This is a genomic window from Streptococcus sp. D7B5, assembly GCF_029691405.1.
Taxonomy (GTDB): domain Bacteria; phylum Bacillota; class Bacilli; order Lactobacillales; family Streptococcaceae; genus Streptococcus.
In genome coordinates, this window is the sequence record NZ_CP121467.1 from 436,361 (window position 1) to 460,930 (window position 24,570).

A 24,570-nucleotide genomic window follows, 5' to 3' on the forward strand; every position below is an offset into this window, starting at 1 on the left:
TCATGAAAAAAACATTTTTGAAAAAATTAGTTACTGCAAGTATTGCAGCTGTAACCGCCTTGTCGGTCTTTAGAGGAGTGCCAACATTTGCGGATGATAATGATGTGGCGACTGCCAAAGCAACTGGTGAAACAAGTGCAAAAGTTTCTATTAATAAGGTGTTGAACATTGCTGAAGGAATTACAACACCTGAAGCAACTTTTACATTTACTTTCACCCCAAAAACTGGTACATCATCAAATGGTGCACCCTATGAAACAATTGATTCTTCTAATGGTCAAATTACAGATAAAAATGTATCTTATTCTGGAACAGACGTTTTAGCAACTGGCCAAACTAACATTAAGAAAGATACCGGCGATATTTTTAGAGAAGTGAACTATACACATGCTGGTGAATATGTCTATACTGTTGCTGAAAAACAAAATGTTGGTTGGAAAGTTATTCAAAAAAATGGTTCACCTATTGATTTTATGACATATGATAATCGCAACTATGAAATGCACGTTATTGTTAAGAACAAAACTACAGGAGGAACATATATTTCTTCTGTGTATTTTAAACAAGTATCCCCAAGTGTGAATGGTAAAGTAAAACCATCTGAAAGTGGAACTACTTACAAATATGATCTTTTCACTAACATTTATCGTAAAAATGCTGGTAAAATTACAGATCCAAATGAACCAAACCCTAATAAACCAAATGTTTCAAAAGTTGACCCAAATGCTAAATCTTTAGTAATTAAAAAAGTTGTATCAGGTGCTACTGCAGATAAATCAAAAGATTTCACTTTCAAGCTTACTTTCACAAAAGCATCTACAGAAACTTCACAATCAATCACTGGTAAAATCGGTGAAACCTCAAAAACATTTGTCTATGGTCAAGAAACGACTATAACACTACGTCACGATCAATCTTTAGTGTTTGACACAATTCCTGCTGGTACTCGTTATAAATTGGTTGAAACTGGATCTCAAGGTTACACAGCTTCAGCTGCATATAAGGAGAACGGAGCATCAAAAAATCAAGCTGGTACAGTTTCTACAAATTTCACTCAAGATAGTATCCTTATTGGTGAAAAACCAAACGATAACACTATCACAAATAGCTTACCAGACGTTACCCCTACTGGTCTCTTGATTGACAACCTTCCTTTCATCTTGATGATTGGTCTTGGTTTGGCTGGATTTGTTGTTTTGTCTAAAAAACGCAGACAAGCTTAAGCAAGTGGTTTGACCGATGAAAATCAAGCGTGAGAAACCCAAAAGGAGTTTGTCTAGGCGTCTGGTCCTTGCTGTAGATGCATTGATGAATCATATCTTGCTCCTCTTGACAGCCTTAGTCTTTCTCTTTGGTTTCTACGCCCTCTGGGATGCCAATCAGGTTTATTCTCAGGCTTCATCAAGTGAGTATGAGGCCTATAGACCTGTTAGTACCAGTGAGAAGGATGAGCTTGCTAGTTTTTCTGGCTTTCACAAGCTACAGCAAGTCAATCCAGAGGTTCTCGGTTGGATCAATGTCTATGGCACCAATATCGACTATCCCTTAGTTCAAGCCAAAGACAATGAAAAATACCTGAACAAGGATTCCAAGGGAGAATTTGCAGCTACAGGGGCTATTTTCCTTGAGGCTCGAAATGAATCCAAGTTCGAAGACTTTAATACCATCATCTACGGACACCATGTAGAAAATGGGGTTATGTTTGGAGATGTAGCAAAGTTTTCTGATAAGGAATTTTTTGACCAGCATCGCTACGGCAGTATTTACTATAATGGCGTTGAAAAAGGTCTTGAAATCTTTGAAATGCTCGAGGTGGACGCCTATGACTTTAACATCTACGATCCAGGTATTAATGGGGATGATCGGCGCCAAGAATATATCGATCACTTACTCTCGGTTGCCATTCACAAACGAGACATTACACTGGGGCCAAATGACCATATCATTCTTCTCAGTACCTGTTTCCTAGACGTAACAAATGGGAGACATATCGTAGTTGCCAAGATTACGGATACAGTTCCAAAGAACACCTTCCATACGAAAAAATCAAAACCATTCCCTTATAGTGTCTTTGATGATTCGTCGCTCGGACGATTTCTCTCATCGATTCCTTTGTGGATATGGTATATCATCTTATTTATCTTGCTCTTGCTATTGATCTTCTTGCTCATCATCCTCTATTTGATCTTGCGTCGTAGAAGAGAAGCAAAGGAAGAAGGAGCAGATACCATTACTGACTAAACTACCAATAAAAGAGAAAGGGATAGCCTCTCTTGCTCTTTTATTTTCAAGGCTAGAAAGGAGAAAGAAGGAAATATGAAAACAAGTACGAGTCACAAGACCATAATGGTCATTCTATCCCTCTTTCTAGTTTTTTTCTGTCTTTTTACAGCTGATAGAGCTCTTGCGAGCGACTACGATCATTATAATCCCATTGAAAAGGATGCCAGCAGTACGGGCTTTGAAACCTTGCAGCACCTCAACAAGGATGTTTGTGGTTGGATTAGCCTTGATGGGACCAAGGTAGACTATCCCCTCTTGCAGAGTCAGGACAATGTCAAATACCTTGACCGCAATGCTTTTGGCGATTATACTGTGTCAGGTTCTATATTCCTAGACTATCGTTTTAACCCAAATTTTACGGACTTTAACACCATCATTTATGGTCACTCCATGGCTTCTGGTGCTATGTTTGGGGAGATTCAAAAATTTGCGGATCAAGATTTTTTTGAAAAGCATCGCTATGGTTCTATCTACTACAATGGTCGTGAACGTGGTCTTGAGATATTTGGGATTTTAGAAGTGGATGCCTATGACACGGAGATTTACCGAACTTTGAGTTCCAACGATGAGGAACACCAGGCTTACTATCAATATCTGCTAAGTAAAGCCAAGTACAAGCGAGATGTTTCTTTGACTTCAACAGACAAGATTGTTTTATTAAGCACCTGTTTCCTTAATATTACCAACGGAAGACATATCCTCTTAGCTAAAATAACGGATGCACCAGTAAAAGCCTCCCAGTATAAAAGTGGGGAAGCAGTAGGAACACGCTATTTTGACCAAGGTATACCAACGCATTGGATTTATATCCTTGCCTTTCTTCTCCTGATTATCGTCATTTTACTCCTTGTCGTTATCATCCTAATCATAAGACGAGATAGAAAAACAAAAGAACAAAAGAAATAGTAGACGTCGGAAGCGTTTACTATTTTTTTCTTTCATGATAGAATAGATAGTGAAAATAATAACATAAGGATGATAACATGAAAAAAGCAATATTAATGATGACCTTTGGATCTCCAGAGGAGATTAGTTTTGAAGGAGTAGCAGAATTTTTTACAAATATTCGTCGTGGAATCAGGCCCAAGGATCACGAGATTCAGACTCTTTATGACAATTATGTTCGTATAGGTGGTACGCCCCTGCAGAGGATTACACGTGAGGAGGTCAGTCTAGTCAAGGAACGTTTAGGAGAAGAGTATGGTATCTACTTTGCCAACAAATTTTCTCGTCCCTTTATTCCAGACGTGATCAAGCAGATGGAAACTGATGGTGTTGAAGAATGTATCTGCTTGATTTTGGAACCTCATTATTCTTTTTACTCAGTCATGGGGTATGAAAAGTTTCTGGAAAGCCAGCAGATCCGATTTTTAGTTATTAAGGACTGGTATCAACAACAGCCTTTGCTGGACTTCTGGACAGATGAGATTAGAAAAATTTTACGAAATGAGGTGGGAGAAGAATCCTTCAAGGTAATCTTTTCAGCCCATAGCGTCCCCATTTTTGCCTTGGACTTTGGAGATCCATATATTGATCAGATTTTCGATAATAGCAAGCTCATTGCTGAACAACTCGGCCTAATGACAGACCAGTATACCAATACTTGGCAGAGCGAAAGCGATATTGGAATCCCTTGGATCAAGCCAGATGTCTTAGAATATTTACGAGAACAAAAGCAACATCCAGAACATTATATTTTTGTCCCGATAAGTTTTATCAGTGAGCATATCGAAGTCTTGTTCGATAATGATGTGGAATGTTATGATTTGTGTCAAGAATTAGGTGTCACCTACCATCGTCCACCGATGCCCAATACGGATAGCCGTTTAATTGACGCTTTAGTTGCTACTGTACGAGCCAATGAAGACAAAGAATTTAAAGCTTTTCTCCCAGAAGAAGAAACCTTCGATGAGTTAGCGCCTTCGGCAACTACAAAGGACATCATGGAGGAGACAGACGACCTTCAGATGCCAGAATTTGTCAAAAAACTCATTGAGAAAAAAGGCCGTGAAAATGTGAAGATGCCTTACTTGATTAAGAAAATGCTCGAAAAGGCTGGGAAGTTACCAAAAGAGTAAAGAAAAAAGGATTTAGCTTTAAGCTAAATCCTTTATCTGTTTTATTTTTTCTCAAGAAGAGCTTTGATTTCTTGAAGAACTTCAAGTTCAGTTGGAGCAGCAGGTGCTTCCTCAACCACTTCCTCTTTCTTACGAAGGTTTTGCGCTTTTTCCATAGCTTTAATAACGAAGAAAAGCACAGTACCTACAACGAGAAAGTTGATAATAGCACTCAAGAATTTACCATATGTAACACCATTCCATGCAAGCTCAGCGATGTTTTGTACTTTCGCAGCTTCCAAAGCTGGGTTCAATAGAAGTGGAGTGATGATATCGTTAACAAATGAAGTAACGATAGCACCAAATGCAGAGGCAATGATCACACCGACAGCAAGGTCAACGACATTACCACGAAGCAAAAATTCTTTAAGATCCTTTAACATTTTCATAAATTCCTTTCCTAATTTTCTAATTTATTATATCCTAAATTGTGACAAAAAGCAACTTGAACGCTCAAAGTGGTCAGTTGTTCCCTTTAAAAATATAGATTTTACTGAAAATATAGTTTAAAATGATGATCAAGATTTGTGCTAGAATAGTTTCAATCGTATTAACCCTATCTATATTAAATTCGACAAACTGGCCAATAATATCAGGGAAAGTTGTAACAAAGATATAAGTTAAAAGAACGTCAAGACCAAGAGTAGAAAGACGAGCTAAGAAAAACTTAGCCAGGCGGGTTGGCCAATTCCTTCTCTCTTGTTTAAAGACGATTGTATCATTTGTGATAAAGGCAAAAAGAATACCGATAATATTAGCGAGGGCAGTTGCGAGGATTTCCTGGTGGCTGATATGGTAAATAACCAAACGTGATACAATAGAAACCAGAGTAGTAGCACCACCAAAAAATAGGTAGGAGAGGATTTCGTTATTAAAGAAAGCTTTTATTCGTTTTTTCATGATTTTAGTATAGCATAAAGCTGGCTAATGTGCTATACTAGTAAGGTTGATTCACTCAACCCTTGGTGCTTAGCTTCTTTCACCAAGCATATTTTACGCGGGAAACCGCCAAAGGAGAAAACATGAAAAAATTAACTGTTCGTGACATGGCAGACATCGCTATTGTTGCTGCTATTTATGTGGTTTTGACTATTACACCACCAATCAATGTTCTTAGTTTTGGGGCGTATCAGTTCCGTATTTCAGAAATGTTGAATTTCTTGGCTTTTTACAACCCTAAATACATCATTGGTGTGACAATTGGATGTATGATTGCTAATTTATTTAGTAGTTTTGGCCTAATAGATGTCTTTGTCGGTGGAGGTTCTACCCTAGTTTTCCTTAGTCTAGGGGTATGGCTCTTTAGCAAGTATAAGAAAGACTATTTGTTCAATGGTTTGATTCGAAAAGATCATTTCTTCTTTTCAATCCTCTTTTCTATTTCAATGATTACCATTGCAGCAGAACTTCATATCGTTGCTGAAGCTCCATTCTTCTTCACTTGGTTTTCTACAGGGATTGGAGAGTTTGCATCACTTATCGTGGGAGCGATTTTGATTGGTAAACTGGGACAGCGAATCGATCTAACAAAATAAGAAGTTTATAAGCTAGATTCTTGCTAAATCTAGCTTTTTTCATTCCATAAAATTAAAAGAGAGCGCTTGACAAGAACATAGAACTATAGTATACTTTTTAGGTAAGCTGATTTAGCTCAGTTGGCAGAGCGCATCCATGGTAAGGATGAGGTCGCCGGTTCAATCCCGGCAATTAGCATGATATAGACAGGAAAACTCTTGATATTTGAGAGTTTTTTATATTTACCCCGCATTAGCCTTGACAAAGTCAGCAAAGCATAGTAGAATAAAACCTGCGATGAGTCGATAGGTAGTCTTCGGACTGCTATTGAGCATAAGGAGGTCACAACGCAGGAGCGGACCTTGATGAGTTGTGTGAACCTGCTCATCACATGAAGATGCCTCTTAGTCCCTGGTCAATGACTAGGGATTTTTAATTTTCAGAAAATATAACCCAAAAATGCTTTTCAATTTCTGGAAAAAGTAGTATAATACATCTATTATAGAAATTTTTAGAAAATTCCGAAAGAGGTTATTTATGGGATATACAGTTGCTGTAGTCGGCGCGACAGGTGCTGTCGGAGCTCAGATGATAAAAATGTTGGAAGAATCAACACTTCCAATCGATAAAATTCGTTACCTTGCTTCTGCACGTTCAGCAGGCAAGACTTTGAAATTTAAAGACCAAGATATTACGATTGAAGAAACGACTGAGACCGCTTTTGAGGGTGTTGATATTGCACTCTTCTCAGCAGGTGGTTCGACATCAGCTAAGTATGCACCATACGCAGTTCAAGCTGGAGCGGTAGTAGTAGATAACACATCTTATTTCCGTCAAAATCCAGATGTACCATTGGTTGTGCCGGAAGTCAATGCTCACGCACTTGATGCCCACAACGGGATTATTGCTTGCCCTAACTGTTCAACAATCCAAATGATGGTGGCTCTTGAGCCTGTTCGTCAAAAATGGGGCTTGGACCGTATCATCGTTTCAACATACCAAGCAGTCTCTGGTGCTGGTATGGGAGCGATCCTTGAAACACAACGTGAACTTCGTGAAGTCTTGAATGACGGTGTGAATCCACGTGATTTGCATGCGGAAATCTTACCTTCAGGTGGTGACAAGAAACACTATCCTATTGCCTTTAACGCTCTTCCACAAATTGATGTCTTCACTGACAATGATTACACTTACGAAGAGATGAAGATGACTAAGGAAACGAAGAAAATCATGGAAGATGATAGCATCGCAGTGTCTGCAACATGTGTGCGTATTCCAGTCTTGTCAGCTCACTCTGAGTCAGTTTATATCGAAACAAAAGAAGTGGCTCCAATCGAAGAAGTGAAAGCAGCTATCGCAGCCTTTCCAGGTGCAGTTCTTGAGGATGACGTAGCGCATCAAATCTATCCGCAAGCCATCAATGCAGTTGGTTCACGTGATACCTTTGTTGGTCGTATCCGTAAAGACTTAGATGCTGAAAAAGGAATCCATATGTGGGTTGTTTCAGATAACCTTCTCAAAGGTGCTGCCTGGAACTCAGTTCAGATTGCAGAAACGCTTCACGAACGTGGATTGGTTCGTCCAACAGCTGAGTTGAAATTTGAATTAAAATAGTCATATCGTTTAGGAGTTCAGATGAACTCCTTCTTTGAAATAGAGAGGTGTTTCTCATGTCTTATCAAGATTTAAAAGAGTGTAAAATCATCACGGCCTTTATTACCCCTTTCCATGAGGATGGTTCCATCAACTTTGATGCTATTCCAGCCTTGATTGAGCATTTATTGGCCCATCACACAGATGCAATTCTTCTAGCTGGAACGACTGCTGAGAGTCCAACTTTGACCCACGATGAGGAGTTGGAACTCTTTGCGGCTGTACAAAAGATTGTTAATGGACGTGTTCCTTTGATTGCGGGTGTAGGTACCAATGATACGCGTGACTCGATTGAGTTTGTCAAAGAAGTCGCAGAATTTGGCGGTTTCGCTGCTGGACTTGCAATCGTACCATACTACAACAAACCTTCACAAGAAGGCATGTATCAGCACTTTAAAGCTATTGCAGATGCTTCTGACTTGCCTATTATCATCTATAACATTCCAGGGCGTGTAGTAGTGGAATTAACTCCAGAAACCATGCTTCGTTTGGCTGACCATCCAAATATCATTGGTGTCAAAGAATGTACCAGCTTGGCAAATATGGCTTACTTGATTGAGCACAAGCCAGAAGAATTCTTGATTTATACAGGTGAAGATGGAGATGCCTTCCATGCCATGAACCTTGGTGCGGATGGGGTTATTTCTGTTGCCTCCCATACAAATGGAGATGAGATGCACGAGATGTTCACTGCCATTGCAGAAAGCGATATGAAGAAAGCTGCAGCTATTCAGCGTAAATTCATTCCTAAGGTCAATGCCCTCTTCTCTTATCCAAGTCCTGCTCCAGTTAAGGCAGTTTTGAACTACATGGGATTTGAAGCGGGGCCAACTCGTCTACCTCTTGTTCCAGCACCAGAAGAAGATGCCAAACGCATCATCAAAGTTGTCGTAGATGGCGACTACGAAGCGACTAAGGCAACTGTAACAGGTGTCCTTAGACCAGATTACTAATAAAGACAATAAAATCCATGACCGAATGAACGATCATGGATTTTTCTTATTTTCCTAAACAGAATTGGCTAAAGAGTTGGGTGATGAGTTCATCAGGTGCGGCATCTCCAGTGATTTCTCCGAGAATTTCCCAAGTACGGGTCAAGTCAACTTGAAGCAAATCAACTGGCATACCCAGTTCAAGACCTTCATTAACTGCTTGTAGGCTTTCAACGGCCTTCTCAATCAAGGAAATATGACGGGCATTAGATAGGTAAGTAGCATCTTGCTCGACCAAACCAGCATTTTCAAAGAAGAGGTTGTTAATGCGTTCTTCAATCTTATCGATGTTTCGATTTTTAAGGACTGAAATGCGGATGATATCTTCTGGAAGTTCCTCTGTTTCAATAGCTTCTTGCAGGTCAGTTTTGTTGAGGAGAATGATTCGATTAGTATCTTGACTAATTTCAAGAAGTTGTCGGTCTTGGGCAGTTAGAGGTTCGCTAGCATTTAAGACAAGCAGGACCAAGTCAGCTTCCTTGAGGGCTTTTCTAGAACGTTCGACACCGATTTGTTCCACGATGTCATCTGTTTCACGGATACCAGCTGTATCAATCAATTTGAGAGGAACCCCGTTAATGTTGACGTATTCTTCGATAACATCTCGTGTCGTACCAGCGATATCTGTTACAATAGCCTTGTCTTCACGAAGGAGATTGTTGAGAAGACTGGATTTCCCAACGTTGGGGCGTCCGATGATAGCAGTGGAAATTCCTTCACGAAGGATTTTACCACGACGAGCTGTTCTAAGGAGATTGGTTAGCAATTGCTCAAACTCCATTGTTTTCTCACGGACGACTGCAGTAGTGGCTTCCTCAACATCGTCATACTCAGGATAGTCGATATTAACCTCAACTTGGGCAAGTGTATTGAGGATTTCTTGGCGAGTATTATTAATGAGGTCAGAAAGAGAACCGTCCAATTGTTTGACTGCAATATTCATGGCCTTATCTGTCTTAGCACGGATGATGTCCATCACCGCCTCAGCCTGTGTTAAGTCCACACGACCGTTTAGAAAGGCACGCTTGGTAAATTCACCAGGTTCTGCTAACCGAGCTCCTTCACGGATAGCTAGTTGGAGAATCTCATTGGTCACCGCAATCCCACCGTGAGTGTTAATCTCGATAATATCCTCACGAGTGAAGGTCTTTGGAGACTTCATAGCTCCAACCATAACTTCGTCCATGACCTTCCCTGTCTGCGGGTCAACAATGTGACCGTAGTTGAGGGTATGGCTTGCAACCTTGCTCAAGTCTTTTCCTTTAAAAATCTTTTGCGCAATGGCAAAACTATCTGTTCCGCTCAAGCGGACAATACCAATGGCTCCTTCACCTAGTGGAGTAGAGATAGCAGCGATGGTATCAAATTCACGTGTAATCATACTATTTCCTTTTGTATTTCTTTTCTTAGGATAGGTATCCAAGCATCTCTTCAAATTGTAACAAAATTAGACTATTTCTTCAATGGATGCTACTTGGAGATTGAAAAAGCCTAAGCAATTCTGCTTAAGCTAGATTATTTGGTGCGCATTTCCCCTTGTGGGAAGTAAGTTCCTTCTGGCATGTCGTTGATGATGACATGGACGGCTGATTGAGGGGCTCCAGTGTTGCGGACAACAGCTTCCGTTACTTCCTTAGCAAGAGCTTTCTTTTGCTCGAGCGTGCGACCTTCAAATAAATCGATGCGTACAAATGGCATAATAGCTTCCTCCACTAGTTTGTGATTTCTTCTATTTTACCACATTTTGCCGTTTAAAGCTTCAGGAAATTATGATATACTAGAATGTAGCAAAAATTTAGAAATGGACGTGAAATAGAAGCATGGCACAGTTGTATTATCGTTATGGGACTATGAACTCAGGTAAAACGATTGAGATTCTCAAGGTGGCCTATAACTATGAGGAGCAAGGAAAGGGAGTTGTGATTATGACTTCGGCTCTGGATACGCGTGACGGTGTTGGCTATGTGTCGAGTCGAATCGGCATGAAACGCCCAGCAATTGCGATTGAGGAAACGACAGATATCTTCGGCTATATCCGAGACTTACCTGAGAAACCATACTGTGTGTTGGTCGATGAGGCCCAGTTTCTCAAGCGTCACCATGTTTACGACCTAGCTCGTGTTGTGGACGAGCTAGACATACCTGTCATGGCTTTTGGTTTGAAGAATGACTTTCGCAATGAATTGTTCGAAGGCTCCAAATATCTCTTGCTTTTAGCAGATAAAATCGATGAGATTAAAACCATTTGTCAGTTTTGTAAGAAAAAGGCGACCATGGTGTTGCGTACGCAGGATGGTGTGCCAGTCTATGATGGCGAACAAATTCAGATCGGTGGAAATGAAACCTATATCTCAGTCTGCCGAAAACATTATTTTGCACCTGAAATCAATAAGGAGAATGAAGAAAAATGAACATCTATGATCAACTACAAGCTGTAGAAGACCGTTATGAAGAACTAGGAGAATTGCTGAGTGACCCTGATGTCGTTTCTGACACCAAGCGATTCATGGAGCTTTCAAAAGAAGAGGCTTCAACTCGTGATACGGTAACAGCCTACCGTGAGTACAAACAAGTTCTTCAAAACATCGTTGATGCCGAAGAGATGATTAAGGAATCAGGTGGAGATGCGGACTTGGAAGAAATGGCCAAGCAAGAATTAAAAGATGCCAAGGCTGAAAAAGAAGAATACGAAGAAAAACTCAAAATCTTGCTCCTTCCAAAAGATCCTAATGATGACAAGAACATCATCCTTGAAATCCGTGGAGCAGCTGGTGGAGATGAAGCAGCGCTCTTCGCTGGAGATTTGCTAACTATGTACCAAAAGTATGCAGAAGCCCAAGGCTGGCGCTTTGAAGTCATGGAAGCTTCTATGAATGGTGTCGGTGGTTTCAAGGAAGTGGTTGCTATGGTTTCTGGTCAATCTGTATATTCTAAGCTTAAGTACGAATCAGGTGCCCACCGTGTGCAACGTGTCCCTGTGACAGAAAGCCAAGGTCGTGTCCACACTTCAACTGCGACAGTTCTTGTTATGCCTGAAGTCGAAGAAGTAGAATACGATATTGATCCAAAAGACCTTCGTGTTGATATCTACCACGCATCAGGTGCTGGTGGACAGAACGTCAATAAGGTTGCGACTGCCGTTCGTATCGTTCACTTGCCAACCAATATCAAGGTTGAGATGCAGGAAGAACGTACCCAGCAGAAAAACCGTGAGAAGGCCATGAAAATCATCCGTGCGCGTGTTGCTGACCACTTTGCACAAATTGCCCAGGATGAACAAGACGCTGAACGTAAGTCTACTATCGGTACTGGTGACCGTTCAGAACGTATTCGTACATATAACTTCCCACAAAACCGTGTCACAGACCACCGTATTGGCTTGACTCTCCAAAAACTAGATACCATCTTGTCTGGTAAATTGGATGAAGTTGTGGATGCCTTGGTTCTTTATGACCAAACACAAAAATTAGAAGAATTAAACAAATAATGAAATTAGCTCAATTATTTTCAGATTTTGAAGAAGAGTTGGTTAGACAAGGAGAGGAAGCTGAAAGCCTCTCTTTTGTCTATCGTAGCCTAAAAAATCTCTCTTTTACGGACTTTGTCTTTGCTCTTCAGCAGGAAGTGACAAAAGAGGAAGAAAATTTTGTAGAAGAAATTTACCAGCAGTTAGTGGCTCACAAACCGGCGCAGTACATCATTGGTCACGCAGATTTCTTTGGAATGCAGTTAAAAGTGGATGAGCGGGTTTTGATTCCTCGTCCAGAAACAGAAGAGTTGGTGGAACTTATCCTAGTCGAAAATCTTGAGGATAAGCTTAAGGTCCTAGATATCGGAACTGGAAGTGGCGCCATAGCTCTCGCATTAGCAAAAAACAGACCAGATTGGTCAGTGACAGCAGCAGATATTTCCCAAGATGCCTTAGAGCTTGCATCAGAGAATGCTAAAAATCAAAATCTTAATATATTTTTTAAAAAATCTGATTGTTTTGCAGAAATTTCTGAAAAATATGATATAATTGTATCCAATCCACCCTATATCTCTCGTGAAGATGAGTCAGAGGTTGGTTTGAATGTTTTGCATTCAGAACCTCATCTAGCTCTCTTTGCAGATGAGGATGGCCTAGCTATTTATCGCAGAATTGCGGAAGATGCAAAAGACTATCTCACAGATGGTGGTAAGATTTACCTTGAAATTGGATACAAGCAAGGTCAAAGTGTTCCTGCGCTTTTTAGGAAATATCTTCCTGAAAAACGAGTACGAACACTCAAAGACCAATTTGGTCAAGATAGGATGGTTGTAGTTGATGATGGACAGGATTAGACAAGAGTTGGAAAAGGGCGGAGCTGTTGTTTTGCCTACAGAGACAGTTTATGGTCTCTTTGCTAAGGCCTTAGACGAAAAAGCTGTCGACCATGTTTACAAACTCAAACGTCGTCCTAGAGATAAGGCACTCAATCTTAATGTCGCTTTTCTAGAGGACATCTTGCACTTTTCAAAGAATCAGCCAACTTATCTACAAAAGCTTGTAGAGGCCTTTTTACCGGGTCCCTTGACCATTATCCTCGAAGCCAATGACCGAGTTCCCTATTGGGTCAATTCTGGTCTTTCAACGGTGGGATTTCGGATGCCGAGTTATCCCATTACACTGGATTTGATTCGAGAGACAGGACCCTTGATTGGGCCGTCTGCCAATATCTCGGGTCAGGCGAGTGGAGTGACCTTTGCTCAAATTCTAGAGGATTTTGACCAAGAGGTTTTGGGTCTGGAGGACGACGCTTTTCTAACTGGACAGGATTCGACTATTTTGGATTTGTCTGGAGACAAGGTGAAAATCTTGCGCCAGGGGGCGATTAAGCGAGAAGATATTCTTGCTCGGTTGCCAGAGATTTCTTTTGAGGAGGAATGAGATGCTAAGAGATTTGCAAGAAACAGATGTGAATGCTATATGTGAGATTAACCAAGAGGCTTTGGGTTATTCTTTTAGTCCAGAGGACACAGCTAGTCAACTAGCTAGACTGTCTCAGGATTCTCATCATTTCCTACTTGGCTATGAGGATGAGGTCAGCCATGTCCTACTTGGATATGTCCATGCTGAAGTTTATGAATCCCTCTATTCCAAAGCAGGATTTAATATTTTAGGCTTAGCAGTTTCGCCTCAAGCACAAGGACGAGGTATCGGTAAAAGTTTACTGCAAGGGTTGGATCAAGAAGCAAAAAGACGGGGTTATGGGTTTATCCGCTTAAACTCTGCTGATCATCGTCTGGGAGCTCATGCATTTTATGAAAAAGTTGGTTATACTTGTGATAAAGTGCAGAAACGGTTTATTCGCATCTTTTAGTATAATTTCTTAAACTAAAGGACCAGTCACACTATAAAGGAGAAGACCTATGATTTTTGATAAAGACGATTTTAAAGCATACGATGCTGATCTATGGAATGCTATTGCCAAAGAAGAAGAACGCCAACAAAACAATATCGAGTTGATTGCTTCGGAAAACGTTGTTTCCAAGGCTGTTATGGCAGCTCAAGGGTCTATCTTGACAAACAAATATGCCGAGGGTTACCCAGGACGCCGTTATTATGGTGGAACTGATGTAGTAGACGTGGTAGAAACTCTAGCTATTGAACGTGCAAAAGAAATTTTCGGTGCTAAATTCGCCAATGTCCAACCTCACTCAGGAAGCCAAGCCAACTGTGCGGCTTACATGGCCTTGATTGAGCCAGGTGATACCGTTATGGGGATGGATTTGGCAGCAGGTGGACACTTGACCCACGGAGCTCCAGTTAGCTTCTCTGGTCAAACCTACAACTTTGTTTCTTACAGTGTGGATCCTGAAACGGAACTCTTGGACTTTGATGCAATCTTGAAACAAGCCCAAGAAGTAAAACCAAAACTAATCGTAGCAGGTGCATCAGCTTATTCTCAAATTATCGACTTCTCAAAATTCCGTGAAATCGCAGATGCTGTTGGGGCTAAGCTTATGGTCGATATGGCCCATATCGCTGGTTTGGTTGCAGCTGGACTTCATCCAAGCCCAGTACCATACGCTCATATCACTACAACAACGACCCACAAAACTCTTCGTGGACCGCGTGGTGGTTTGATCTTGACAAATGATGAGGACCTAGCTAAGAAAATCAACTCAGCTATTTTCCCAGGTATTCAAGGCGGTCCTTTAGAGCATGTTGTTGCTGCTAAGGCGGTTTCATTCAAAGAAGTTTTGGACCCAGCCTTCAAGGAATATGCTGCTAATGTCATCAAAAACAGCAAGGCTATGGTTGAAGTCTTCTTGAAAGACCCTGATTTCCGTATCATCTCAGGTGGTACTGAAAATCATCTCTTCCTAGTGGATGTGACTAAGGTTGTAGAAAACGGAAAAGTTGCTCAAAACTTGCTGGATGAAGTTAATATTACCCTAAATAAAAACTCAATTCCATACGAAACCTTGTCACCATTCAAGACAAGTGGAATTCGTATCGGAGCAGCAGCCATCACTGCACGTGGATTTGGTGAAGAAGAAAGCCGTAAAGTGGCTGAACTCATCATTAAAACCCTTAAAAATGCAGAAAATGAGGCTGTATTAGAAGAAGTGAGAAGTGAAGTCAAAGCGTTGACAGATGCCTTCCCACTATACGAGGACTAATACTTTTATGGACATTTATATTAAGAAAGCTATTATCCATCAGTTCAGCCCAGACGATACTGAGTTGTTCTTAGCGGATAAGTTTCTCAATATCACTCCAAAAATCGAAGAATACCTGCGCAAAAAAATTGAACGTGTGTATTCAGATGAAGCTAAGACTGGGATTTTCGAGGAAGAAAATCCCTTCTTCAATCACATCACAGACGATTTGTTGGAGACATCAGTAACACTGGCTAATCTCTGGAAAGAGGAGTTCAGCATTTCTGAAAATCTCAAGACCAATGACTTGGTTTTTGTTCAGTTTTATAAAGAAGGCGTAGAGCATTTCGCTTTCTTGCGAATTGCTCTACGTGAGACCTTGACTCACCTTGGAGGAGAAGTTGATAATCCAATCAAGATGACTCAGAATAACCTGCCTGGATTTGGAACGGGGGCTGATGAGGCTTTGGTCATCAATCTTCAAAGTCGCAAGTACCATTTGATCGAAAAACGAATCAAGTACAACGGGGCTTTCTTGAACTATTTTTCAGACAATCTCTTAAACGTTGCCCCTAAGATTTCGCCAAAAAAATCCATCAAGGAACTGGAAAAAACAGCTCAGAGAATTGCAGAGTCCTTTAACACAGATGATTTTCAATTCCAATCCAAGGTCAAATCAGCGATTTTCAACAATCTTGAAGAAAGCAACGAACTGTCACCTGAGAAATTGGCTAATGACCTTTTTGATAACAACCTGACAGCTCGTCTAAGTTTTATCGACCAAGTCAAGGAAGCTGTACCAGAACCGGTTCAGTTCGATGAAATTGATGCCAGTCGCCAACTCAAGAAATTTGAAAACCAAAAACTTTCCTTGTCAAATGGAATCGAACTTATCGTTCCAAATAATGTATACCAAGACGCGGAGTCTGTTGAATTTATCCAAAACGACAATGGAACCTATTCTATCTTAATCAAAAATATTGAGGATATTCAAAGTAAATAATGTTTAAATTTATAAGAAGAATGCTAGTGCTAGCAGTCCTCCTTTTTGCTGGATACAAAGCCTACCACATTCGTCAGGATGTAAAGCAAGTCATGACCTACCAACCTATGGTTCGGGAAATTCTCAGTGAAAGAGATACTCCAGCCAATGAAGAGTTGGTGCTCGCCATGATTTATACCGAAACCAAAGGAAAAGAAGGCGATGTTATGCAGTCTAGTGAGTCTGCAAGTGGCTCCACCAACACCATCAATGATAATGCCTCTAGCATTCGGCAAGGCATTCAAACTCTTACAGATAACCTTTATCTTGCTCAAAACAAAGGAGTGGATGTCTGGACGGCCGTTCAAGCCTATAATTTTGGACCTGCCTATATAGACTTTATCGCTCAGAATGGTAAGGAAAATACACTAGCATTAGCCAAGCGTTATTCCCGAGAAACGGTCGCTCCTATCCTTGGAAATACCACTGGGAAGACCTATACCTACATCAACCCAATTTCTATCTTTCATGGTGCAGAACTCTATGAAAATGGTGGAAATTATTACTATTCGCGACAGGTACGCTTTAACCTGTACATCATGAAATTCTTTAATTTCTTCTAAGCATCTGGTTTTTCCAGGTGTTTTTCGCTATAAGCTTTCTTTAAGATTGTTTTATTACCCTAGAAAGGTAAAGGAGGGAATATCCCATGAGAAAGAAACTCTTTCTAACAAGCGCTGCAGTTTTGTGGGCAGCAACAGCTATGACGAGTGTCCACGCAGCAACAGATGTTCAAAAAGTAATCGATGAAACCTATGTACAACCTGAATATGTGCTTGGTTCTTCACTAACTGAAGACCAGAAAAATAGAACTCTTAGCAAACTTGGCTATGACGCATCAAAAGACACCAAAGATATCAAAACAATGACACCTGATATCTATTCGAAAATTATGAATGTGGCTAATGATGCTAGTCTACAACTCTATTCATCGGCTAAGATTCAAAAGCTAGGTGACAAATCACCTCTAGAGGTCAAGATTGAAACGCCTGAAAATATCACAAAGGTGACGCAGGATATGTACCGTAATGCAGCAGTGACCCTGGGAGTTGAGCATGCCAAAATCACAGTTGCAGCTCCCATACCAGTTACAGGTGAGAGCGCCCTAGCTGGGATTTACTACTCATTAGAGGCCAATGGTGCTAAAGTACCGCAAGCCAATAAAGACCTAGCCCAAGAAGAACTAAAAGCCTTGTCCGATATCAATGCTGAAAACAAGGACAAGTCAGGCTACGATGCCAATAAGCTCAATGCGGCTATGACAGATATCAAAGCAGGAATCGCAAAGGCAAAAGAAGCCAAAGGAAATCTGACAGAAGAAGATGTCCGAAAAATCGTTGAAGACACTCTAAAAAACTACAAACTCGATCAGGTTATAACAGGAAACCAGGTCAATATCATCATCAATTTTGCGCTCAACCTCTCAAAGAGTGACATCTTGAAAAATGCTGATTTTACTAAAACCCTAAATGATCTCAAACAAAGCATCGTTTCCCAAGCTGGTGATAGTTTTAAAAATATCAACCTCAACTTTGATGCCAATAAAGCGCTAGAAGAGGGGGGCAACTTCTTTAGCTCTCTTTGGCAAGCCATTGTCAACTTCTTCAAGAGTTTTGGTGCTTAGGTCATTTCATGATATAATAGATGGTAACAGAAATGTTGCCGTCTTTTTTTGTCGGCCGATAGAAAGTGAAAAATATGTTAAAGAAAAATGATATTGTAGAAGTTGAAATTGTTGATTTGACTCATGAAGGTGCAGGGGTTGCTAAGGTAGATGGTTTGGTTTTCTTTGTAGAAAATGCTCTACCAACTGAGAAAATCCTCATGCGTGTCCTTAAGGTCAATAAAAAGATTGGCTATGGGAAAGTTGAAGAATACCTTACACATTCTCCGCATCGTAACCAAGACCTTGACCTAGCTTATCTACGCTCAGGTATCGCTGATTTGGGGCATCTTGCCTATCCAGAGCAACTCAAGTTTAAAAGCAAGCAAGTCAAAGACAGTCTCTACAAAATTGCTGGCATTAGAGATGTAGAGGTCGCTGAAACGCTGGGTATGGAACATCCAGTCAAGTACCGAAATAAGGCACAGGTGCCCGTTCGTCGAGTGAATGGTGTCTTGGAAACAGGTTTTTTCCGTAAAAATTCGCATGATCTCATGCCACTGGAAGATTTCTTTATCCAAGATCCTATGATTGATGAGGTAGTAGTGGCCCTACGCGACTTGCTCCGTCGTTATGATTTGAAACCTTATGATGAAAAGGAACAGTCTGGCTTGATTCGAAACCTCGTTGTGCGTCGTGGGCACTATTCAGGACAAATCATGGTCATTTTAGTAACAACTCGTCCGAAAGTTTTTCGAGTAGAGCAGTTGATTGAACAAGTCATCAAGCAGTTTCCAGAGATTGTCTCTGTCGTGCAAAATATCAACGACCAGAATACCAATGCTATTTTCGGTAAGGACTGGCGAACACTTTATGGTCAAGACTACATTACCGACCAAATGTTGGGAAATGACTTCCAAATATCTGGACCAGCCTTCTATCAGGTCAATACAGAAATGGCTGAGAAACTCTATCAAAAAGCCATTGACTTTGCAGAGTTAAAAGGAGATGATGTGGTGATTGATGCTTACTCAGGAATTGGAACGATTGGATTGTCTGTTGCGAAACATGTAAAGGAAGTCTACGGTGTTGAAGTGATTCCAGAAGCCGTGGAGAATAGCCAGAAAAATGCTAGTATAAATGGCATCACTAATGCCCACTATGTATGTGATACAGCTGAAAATGCTATGAAGAATTGGCTCAAGGAAGGTATCCAACCAACCGCTATCCTAGTCGACCCACCAAGAAAAGGCCTCACAGAAAGCTTTATCAAGGCAGGTAGTCAAACAGGAGCAGACCGCATTGCCTATATCTCCTGCAATGTTGCAACCATGGCGCGTGATATCAAACTCTACCAAGAATTAGGATATGACTTGAAGAAAGTCCAGCCGGTGGACTTGTTTCCGCAGACGCATCATGTTGAGTGTGTAGCTTTGCTGGTAAAAGCCTAGAAACCTTATAACGAAAGGGATAATCAAAAGCCTTGATTGCAAGGCTTTTTGTTATAAAGGGGATAAGTATCAGAGTGAGAATACAAGTTGTGTGTCTTAATATGCTAACCTGATAGGTTCTCAATCTATTTCCATAAACCCTAGGGGATACAGTGTTGTTTCCATTGACAAGGAGTTTGTGGGAATAGAAACGTAGCCACTCTGTTTTATGATAACTAACTCAATCTGAAATCGTTCTATGGAATTAAAGTCGGATCTGTCTTGGCTTTCTTTTGAAACTGTTACTATGAAAATTTTTATGATAAAATACGTTCATCCGTACAAACACATAAACTAATAAACATAAAGAAGAAGTATTTTATCTATTCAAAAGTTTTATAACATTAATCAGCAGATACTATTGCATGTTGAAAAAAGTTAATTGAATTAGTTGAATATAGTCCTTATCACATTTTATAGTCGAATGAATTAGCTTTCAGATAAAAGACTGTGACTGGGAAGTTTCAGTCTTTTTCGGGTTTTAATGGTATAATGAGATTATAAATTTGGATATTGTTTAAATTCTCTGGAGGACGCATAATGTTGAATTTAGTAAAAGGTCACCAAGTTAGCTTGGTAGAAAATCTATTTGAATCATTTACAAAGTTAACTGAACATCATTTTACGGCGAATGTACACGCAGAAAAAATATTAGAGGTTTTTCAACACTTTATTGCGATTCATGACGAGCCCTTGTTTTTTATTTTGGAATTGCCTGTCAGTATTGATAGAGAAAAAGTGATAGCAAAGAATATTATCAAGGAATCCCATAAGGATGTTTATTATATTGATGGTTGTTCAAGAGAGGAATGCCTAGCACTGTTGATTAGATACGGTGATTTGCTTGTTAATGATGGACTAAGTAAGTTTGGATTTGGTGGGCATAAAAGTCATGATGAGATTATGCTTGATAGCTATAATGTTGTGACAATTTATAGTGAAGAACTATCGAAATTTAATGACTTTTTTGAACCTCATAATATTCAATTTGTAGAAGAACTAGTGACAGCTTGGAAAACTTTTTCTAAGACCTCACCAGGAATCTCTGAACTCTATGAGAGTAATGGAAAAACTGTTTATGATTTGCCTGAAGAATTAGCTGAATGTGGAATATATTTAGCTGAGACTCGAACAGAATAGGCATATCTATAGGATTAGAAAGAGAATACTTCAATTCCTTAAAATTTGATTTAGAGCAAGGTGGAGATTGAAGTTGTAAGATAAATAATGGTTATTTATGGCAGAACTCTGGTTCTGCCTTTTGTGATTTATGAAGTATACGAAATATGGTATAATAAAATATAGTCAACAAGAATTAAAAATGTAAGATATAATAAGAATTTACATGGGGGAATAAAGTGACAGAAAAAGAAAATACAGTTTATAAAATATTACTTACTCCTATCAAATGTGATAAAAATGTCCCTAAAATTTGTTTGAAAGATAATGTTATATATAGCCCACAGTTATATAAAAGTACTCCGGATGAAGACATGTCAGATTTTAGTGTGGGTTTCTATAAAATAGTATATAAGGACATTTTAGGGGGGAATAATGTAGAAATTTTAAATGAAGATGGGACATATAAAAATGAGAATTATATGGGAGATACTATTCATTCATTTAATTCACTTGCGAATGTGATTTTGGGTAATAGATCGCAAAAAGAACGAAGTCTAAAAGAAGAGTGGCCTAAAGAATTAATTGACTATCAGTCTAAGTATCATTGTTTAGCTAATTTTTGGGTTATTCCTATGTGTCATGGAAGAACAAGTGCAAAACTCAATCGCTATGATTCTCTAGATTCGTATTTAAACAAAGTATATTCAGGGGTTATAAAAAATACAGATGAGTATTTTCAGAAGTTTACATATGAATCTTTTTTAGAAATTCATGGTATGTCAGGGTACAAAATATCAGATAATCCATTAGAAATATATATATCAAAAGATAAGAAAGGTTGTATTGATGAAATACAACGTATATATAGTTTTTGGAATAAAAGGGCTAGTGAAATTGTAAAAAAATATAATAGTGAACTGTATGATTACTTTGATGGTCTTGGATTGATAAATGTGGCTGAGACTACGAATTAATGGTTATTACTTGGCTAAGTTGTTGTAATAAAAATGGTTAGGATTATGACAAATCTAAATTTATCTGTCTGATACTTTTTAACGATAACCTTATGCTATCGTTAAAAGGTTTATAGATATGTTCCCACATACGAACGTAACTACTTGACATACTTGGTGTTCACTCGTTTCACGTTGAGTGTGTAGCTTTGCTGGTAAAAGCCTAGAAACCTTGTAACGAAAGGGATAATCAAAAGCCTTGATTGTAAGGCATTTTTGTGTTTTTATGATAGAATATAGGTAGTTATAATCGATAGCAACTAAGAAGCAGTAAAAATATTATTCATAAAATAATCAAGATCAGGAAGAAAAAAATGACAGAAATTGATAAAAGGAATTTAAAAAATTATCTTTGTTTTACATTTGGAATTACTTATATATCTTGGGGGCTTCTTGCCATATTTACACAATCTTATATTTTGGGATTAGAGACATTTATAGGAAGAATATTACATATAGTTGGTGCACTTGGACCAGCTATTGCAAGTGGCTTTTATTTAAAAAGTAATAATATAAAATTTAAACATTTTTTATTTAATAAGATAGAAAATAGCAGTATTTATTTCATTTATCATATGTTAGCAATTTTGATACTATTTTCTGTATCTTCCTTAGAATTAAACGGAGTATCAATTTATCTGATGCCATTATTCTTTATACAACTAATTTTTTTTGGTGGTGGACATGAAGAATTAGGATGGAGAGGAATATTACAACCATTACTTGACAAAAAATATACTTATTGGCAATCTAATTTGATTGTAGGATCAATTTGGGGAATATGGCATCTGCCTTTATGGTTTATAGTTGGAGAAAGTCATCAAGGATTTCCTTTTATTTTATTTTTTATATATACATTATTTTTAAGTTTTGTTTTAGGGCTTCTTTACCGTCAAACGAAATCTGTGGGATACTGTGTATTATTTCATGCATTCGCAAATTTGTTAAATCTCTATTTTGTGTTAAAAATTAATCTTATTTTTATTATCATTTTTATTGGTTATTTGATTTATACTATATTGGCGAGTAATAGAATTAGTAAGGAAACAACATTTTAAAATTTAGATCAGGATATCCATTATTGAAAGTAACGTGTAGTCATTCTAGATAATCAATGTTAGAGACTTTTCTATTTGATGAGACATCACTGCTTGTACGAGCTGATTAAACATGGGTGTAGCTAGTGAAAGTTCTACAGTAAGGAGTTTAAACATGAAATTCCATGAATTTGGTGATAAGAATTTGCCTCCTATTTTACTGATACATGGTGGTGGAAGTTCTTGGTGGAATTATCTTCGTCAAGCACGAATCTTGTCAGAAGAATACCGTATTATTCTACCCACTTTGAATGGCCACGGCGAGGAATATCAACTTGATTATGTTTCTACTGAAGATTCTGCTTTGGAGATTCTAGACTATATCAAAGCAAACTGTGGTGGGAAATTATTTGCAATCGGTGGTGTTTCACTTGGTGGTCAAATTGCCATAGAGCTTTTGTCTTTAGACAGTGAAATTGCTGAGAAGGCCATCATAGATGGAAGCCTCTGTATTCCTCAACCAAGGTTAGCTAAAATCAGCATCTTTCTAGTGTCTCTATTTGGTAAACTGATGTTCAATAAAATCTCTTGCAAACTTCAGTTAAGCATGATGAACAAACTCTATCCTAAACTCGCTTATCCAGAGGAAATAAAAACTTATTATTTGGAGGATTTGCCGAGGACGCCTATCAAAACATTGGTGACCATTTACAAAAACTATATGGGATGTTACAAGCTGAAAGATATGATTTCTGCTAGCAAGGCTCAGGTTCTGTATATCTATGGTGAAAAAGAATTGAACTGTGTGAAAGAATCAGCGAAATTATTTCATCAGCTACATTCAAATACAATTTTGTATGAAGCAAAGGGCTATAACCACGGCTATTTATCAGCTTACCTGCCTTATGAGTGGATTGATTTGGTGGTGCCATTTTTAAAGAGTGACTCATTAGAAATGTGTAACGAATCTGATATGCAATAAGGAGGAAACGGATGCTCGGAGTAATTGTTGGAGACATTGTAGGTTCTGTTTACGAATGGAACAATATCAAAACGAAGGATTTTCCTTTATTTTGTGAGGATTGTTTTTTCACGGATGATACGGTAAGTCCGAACCTCTGAGTGTGTAAGCTTGTTAGTGAAACGTAGTTAATCCTCAAAATAAAGAAACTAAAACTCCATTATTTTGAGATGAAAACCTAAACTGTTTTTAAGGAGGTGAAATATTGATAGAAAGCAGACCTATGTTTGAAAAAATCTCATCCTTTGATGAATTTAATAAATATTACTGGTATCGTGATGAACTTTCACAGATATGCAGGTCATTAGGACTTGAATATAGAGGTACAAAACAGGAACTCAATGATATTATTGAGCAGTACTTCAAGGGGAATTTGATTAAAAAGTCATCAGTAAAAAAAAATAAGAAACGAGTAGAAGTCGTTACCTTAGATTCGCCCTTACTTGAATGTGGATTCTCCTTTAATGCACACTTTAGAGAATATTTCTCAACTTTAACAGGTGTTTCGCCCTTTAAATTTACTGCTGATATGGCCACTGCCTGGAGAAAAGTCAAAAGAGAACATGATTTGAGTTTTACAATCCAAGATATGCTAAAAGTTTATTATGGAGATTCAGATTATGCCAAGTATGACCATTCGGTTTGTCAATGGAATCAATTTTTAAAGGATTTCTGTGCAGACGAAAATAGTGGCAACTACTCGAACAAACTAAAAGTAGCTTCTATTCTTTGGAAAGAAGTTCGAGACTCAAAGAAAGAAAAAGTTTATTCAAAAAAACTTTTGACTAAATATGCAGATAAAATAAAAGAGTATGACAAATAGAAATGTCTGTCTAAACCAATAGTTTATAAGGAGAAATGCCATGCTAGGATCTATTATTGGAGATATTGTAGGTTCAGTTTACGAATGGAACAATATTAAAACAAAAGACTTTCCATTATTTCGTGAGGATTGTTTTTTCACGGATGATACGGTAAATCCGAACCGCTGAATGTGTAAGTTTGTTAGTGAAACGTAGCTAATCCTCTCACCTTTTCATTTTAAGGTAAGAAGG

The 24,570-nt window shown here is 38.8% G+C and carries 28 protein-coding genes, 1 tRNA gene and 1 riboswitch; of the genes, 25 read left to right on the forward strand and 4 right to left on the reverse strand.

Annotated elements, in window-relative coordinates:
* Positions 1-2: 2 nt before the first annotated feature.
* The 4 genes from P8P68_RS02075 to hemH all read left to right on the forward strand — a co-directional run bounded on the left by P8P68_RS02075 (position 3) and on the right by hemH (position 4,361).
* Complete coding sequence (locus P8P68_RS02075) at positions 3-1,223, forward strand: FctA domain-containing protein (protein WP_000750686.1); 1,221 nt, start codon at positions 3-5, stop codon at positions 1,221-1,223.
* Between the two features lie 16 nt (positions 1,224-1,239).
* Positions 1,240-2,241, forward strand: coding sequence for a class B sortase (gene srtB, locus P8P68_RS02080; protein ID WP_000695090.1), 1,002 nt, complete (start codon positions 1,240-1,242; stop codon positions 2,239-2,241).
* A gap of 75 nt (positions 2,242-2,316) precedes the next feature.
* Positions 2,317-3,189 (forward strand): class B sortase, encoded by an 873-nt coding sequence (srtB, locus tag P8P68_RS02085; RefSeq protein ID WP_278276063.1) that lies wholly within the window; start codon positions 2,317-2,319, stop codon positions 3,187-3,189.
* 77 nt (positions 3,190-3,266) lie between these two features.
* Positions 3,267-4,361, forward strand: coding sequence for a ferrochelatase (hemH, locus tag P8P68_RS02090; RefSeq protein ID WP_278276064.1), 1,095 nt, complete (start codon positions 3,267-3,269; stop codon positions 4,359-4,361).
* Between the two features lie 41 nt (positions 4,362-4,402).
* Here hemH and mscL read toward each other — a convergent pair whose 3' ends face one another.
* Both mscL and P8P68_RS02100 read right to left on the reverse strand, forming a co-directional pair.
* Entirely contained in the window at positions 4,403-4,783 is a 381-nt protein-coding gene (mscL, locus tag P8P68_RS02095) for a large conductance mechanosensitive channel protein MscL (protein WP_000910206.1), read from the reverse strand.
* Positions 4,784-4,862: 79 nt separating this feature from the next.
* Positions 4,863-5,300 (reverse strand): GtrA family protein, encoded by a 438-nt coding sequence (locus tag P8P68_RS02100; protein WP_278276065.1) that lies wholly within the window; start codon positions 5,298-5,300, stop codon positions 4,863-4,865.
* 28 nt (positions 5,301-5,328) lie between these two features.
* Positions 5,329-5,425, forward strand: a riboswitch (PreQ1 riboswitch).
* Between P8P68_RS02100 and P8P68_RS02105 the strand changes: the two genes are divergently transcribed.
* The 4 genes from P8P68_RS02105 (at position 5,423) to dapA (ending at position 8,521) form a co-directional block, all read left to right on the forward strand.
* Positions 5,423-5,935, forward strand: a complete 513-nt coding sequence (locus tag P8P68_RS02105; protein ID WP_125418052.1) for a QueT transporter family protein — start codon at positions 5,423-5,425, stop codon at positions 5,933-5,935. Its footprint overlaps the riboswitch before it by 3 nt.
* Before the next feature lie 105 nt (positions 5,936-6,040).
* Positions 6,041-6,113 (forward strand) — tRNA-Thr (locus P8P68_RS02110).
* A gap of 339 nt (positions 6,114-6,452) precedes the next feature.
* The gene (locus P8P68_RS02115; protein ID WP_000542494.1) at positions 6,453-7,529 is read left to right on the forward strand and encodes an aspartate-semialdehyde dehydrogenase; all 1,077 of its coding nucleotides are present in this window, start codon (positions 6,453-6,455) and stop codon (positions 7,527-7,529) included.
* A 56-nt stretch (positions 7,530-7,585) separates the two neighbouring features.
* On the forward strand, positions 7,586-8,521 hold the full coding sequence (gene dapA / locus P8P68_RS02120; protein WP_000121598.1) for a 4-hydroxy-tetrahydrodipicolinate synthase: 936 nt from the start codon (positions 7,586-7,588) through the stop codon (positions 8,519-8,521).
* A 46-nt stretch (positions 8,522-8,567) separates the two neighbouring features.
* Here the strand turns inward: dapA and mnmE are convergent, their stop codons facing one another.
* A complete protein-coding gene (gene mnmE, locus P8P68_RS02125) occupies positions 8,568-9,941 on the reverse strand; it encodes a tRNA uridine-5-carboxymethylaminomethyl(34) synthesis GTPase MnmE (RefSeq protein ID WP_278276066.1) in 1,374 nt (457 codons plus the stop codon).
* Between the two features lie 134 nt (positions 9,942-10,075).
* The gene (locus tag P8P68_RS02130) at positions 10,076-10,258 is read right to left on the reverse strand and encodes a 4-oxalocrotonate tautomerase (protein WP_001117401.1); all 183 of its coding nucleotides are present in this window, start codon (positions 10,256-10,258) and stop codon (positions 10,076-10,078) included.
* Positions 10,259-10,380: 122 nt separating this feature from the next.
* On the opposite strand from P8P68_RS02130, the gene P8P68_RS02135 reads away from it, so the two are divergent.
* The 17 genes from P8P68_RS02135 to P8P68_RS02215 all read left to right on the forward strand — a co-directional run bounded on the left by P8P68_RS02135 (position 10,381) and on the right by P8P68_RS02215 (position 24,507).
* On the forward strand, positions 10,381-10,971 hold the full coding sequence (locus tag P8P68_RS02135; protein ID WP_000068122.1) for a thymidine kinase: 591 nt from the start codon (positions 10,381-10,383) through the stop codon (positions 10,969-10,971).
* Positions 10,968-12,047: a peptide chain release factor 1 gene (prfA, locus tag P8P68_RS02140; protein ID WP_001028815.1), complete on the forward strand. Its 1,080-nt coding sequence runs from the start codon at positions 10,968-10,970 to the stop codon at positions 12,045-12,047. The genes P8P68_RS02135 and prfA overlap by 4 nt, the downstream gene beginning before the upstream one ends.
* Entirely contained in the window at positions 12,047-12,883 is an 837-nt protein-coding gene (prmC, locus tag P8P68_RS02145; RefSeq protein WP_000761888.1) for a peptide chain release factor N(5)-glutamine methyltransferase, read from the forward strand. The genes prfA and prmC overlap by 1 nt, the downstream gene beginning before the upstream one ends.
* Positions 12,867-13,469, forward strand: a complete 603-nt coding sequence (locus P8P68_RS02150; RefSeq protein WP_278276067.1) for an L-threonylcarbamoyladenylate synthase — start codon at positions 12,867-12,869, stop codon at positions 13,467-13,469. The genes prmC and P8P68_RS02150 overlap by 17 nt, the downstream gene beginning before the upstream one ends.
* A gap of 1 nt (position 13,470) precedes the next feature.
* Positions 13,471-13,902: a GNAT family N-acetyltransferase gene (locus P8P68_RS02155; RefSeq protein ID WP_044020823.1), complete on the forward strand. Its 432-nt coding sequence runs from the start codon at positions 13,471-13,473 to the stop codon at positions 13,900-13,902.
* Positions 13,903-13,951: 49 nt separating this feature from the next.
* Entirely contained in the window at positions 13,952-15,208 is a 1,257-nt protein-coding gene (gene glyA, locus P8P68_RS02160) for a serine hydroxymethyltransferase (RefSeq protein WP_278276068.1), read from the forward strand.
* Positions 15,209-15,215: 7 nt separating this feature from the next.
* The gene (locus P8P68_RS02165; RefSeq protein WP_000356117.1) at positions 15,216-16,190 is read left to right on the forward strand and encodes a nucleoid-associated protein; all 975 of its coding nucleotides are present in this window, start codon (positions 15,216-15,218) and stop codon (positions 16,188-16,190) included.
* On the forward strand, positions 16,190-16,792 hold the full coding sequence (locus tag P8P68_RS02170) for a lysozyme family protein (RefSeq protein ID WP_008289362.1): 603 nt from the start codon (positions 16,190-16,192) through the stop codon (positions 16,790-16,792). Before P8P68_RS02165 ends, P8P68_RS02170 begins: the two co-directional genes overlap by 1 nt.
* Positions 16,793-16,878: 86 nt before the next feature.
* Positions 16,879-17,853 carry a DUF1002 domain-containing protein gene (locus P8P68_RS02175; protein ID WP_001227745.1) on the forward strand — a complete coding sequence of 325 codons (975 nt, stop codon included), beginning with the start codon at positions 16,879-16,881 and terminating at the stop codon, positions 17,851-17,853.
* Positions 17,854-17,927: 74 nt separating this feature from the next.
* Entirely contained in the window at positions 17,928-19,283 is a 1,356-nt protein-coding gene (gene rlmD, locus P8P68_RS02180) for a 23S rRNA (uracil(1939)-C(5))-methyltransferase RlmD (RefSeq protein ID WP_278276069.1), read from the forward strand.
* Between the two features lie 579 nt (positions 19,284-19,862).
* On the forward strand, positions 19,863-20,462 hold the full coding sequence (locus P8P68_RS02185; RefSeq protein WP_049520304.1) for a hypothetical protein: 600 nt from the start codon (positions 19,863-19,865) through the stop codon (positions 20,460-20,462).
* 218 nt (positions 20,463-20,680) lie between these two features.
* A complete protein-coding gene (locus P8P68_RS02190; RefSeq protein WP_049520305.1) occupies positions 20,681-21,418 on the forward strand; it encodes a hypothetical protein in 738 nt (245 codons plus the stop codon).
* A 353-nt stretch (positions 21,419-21,771) separates the two neighbouring features.
* Positions 21,772-22,515 carry a type II CAAX endopeptidase family protein gene (locus P8P68_RS02195; RefSeq protein WP_049489667.1) on the forward strand — a complete coding sequence of 248 codons (744 nt, stop codon included), beginning with the start codon at positions 21,772-21,774 and terminating at the stop codon, positions 22,513-22,515.
* Between the two features lie 154 nt (positions 22,516-22,669).
* Positions 22,670-23,476 (forward strand): alpha/beta hydrolase, encoded by an 807-nt coding sequence (locus tag P8P68_RS02200; protein ID WP_278276070.1) that lies wholly within the window; start codon positions 22,670-22,672, stop codon positions 23,474-23,476.
* Between the two features lie 11 nt (positions 23,477-23,487).
* A complete protein-coding gene (locus tag P8P68_RS02205) occupies positions 23,488-23,616 on the forward strand; it encodes an ADP-ribosylglycohydrolase (RefSeq protein ID WP_080702749.1) in 129 nt (42 codons plus the stop codon).
* Positions 23,617-23,720: 104 nt separating this feature from the next.
* Positions 23,721-24,338 carry an SAP domain-containing protein gene (locus P8P68_RS02210; protein WP_216733060.1) on the forward strand — a complete coding sequence of 206 codons (618 nt, stop codon included), beginning with the start codon at positions 23,721-23,723 and terminating at the stop codon, positions 24,336-24,338.
* Between the two features lie 40 nt (positions 24,339-24,378).
* Positions 24,379-24,507, forward strand: coding sequence for a hypothetical protein (locus P8P68_RS02215; RefSeq protein WP_000901527.1), 129 nt, complete (start codon positions 24,379-24,381; stop codon positions 24,505-24,507).
* Positions 24,508-24,570: the final 63 nt, after the last annotated feature.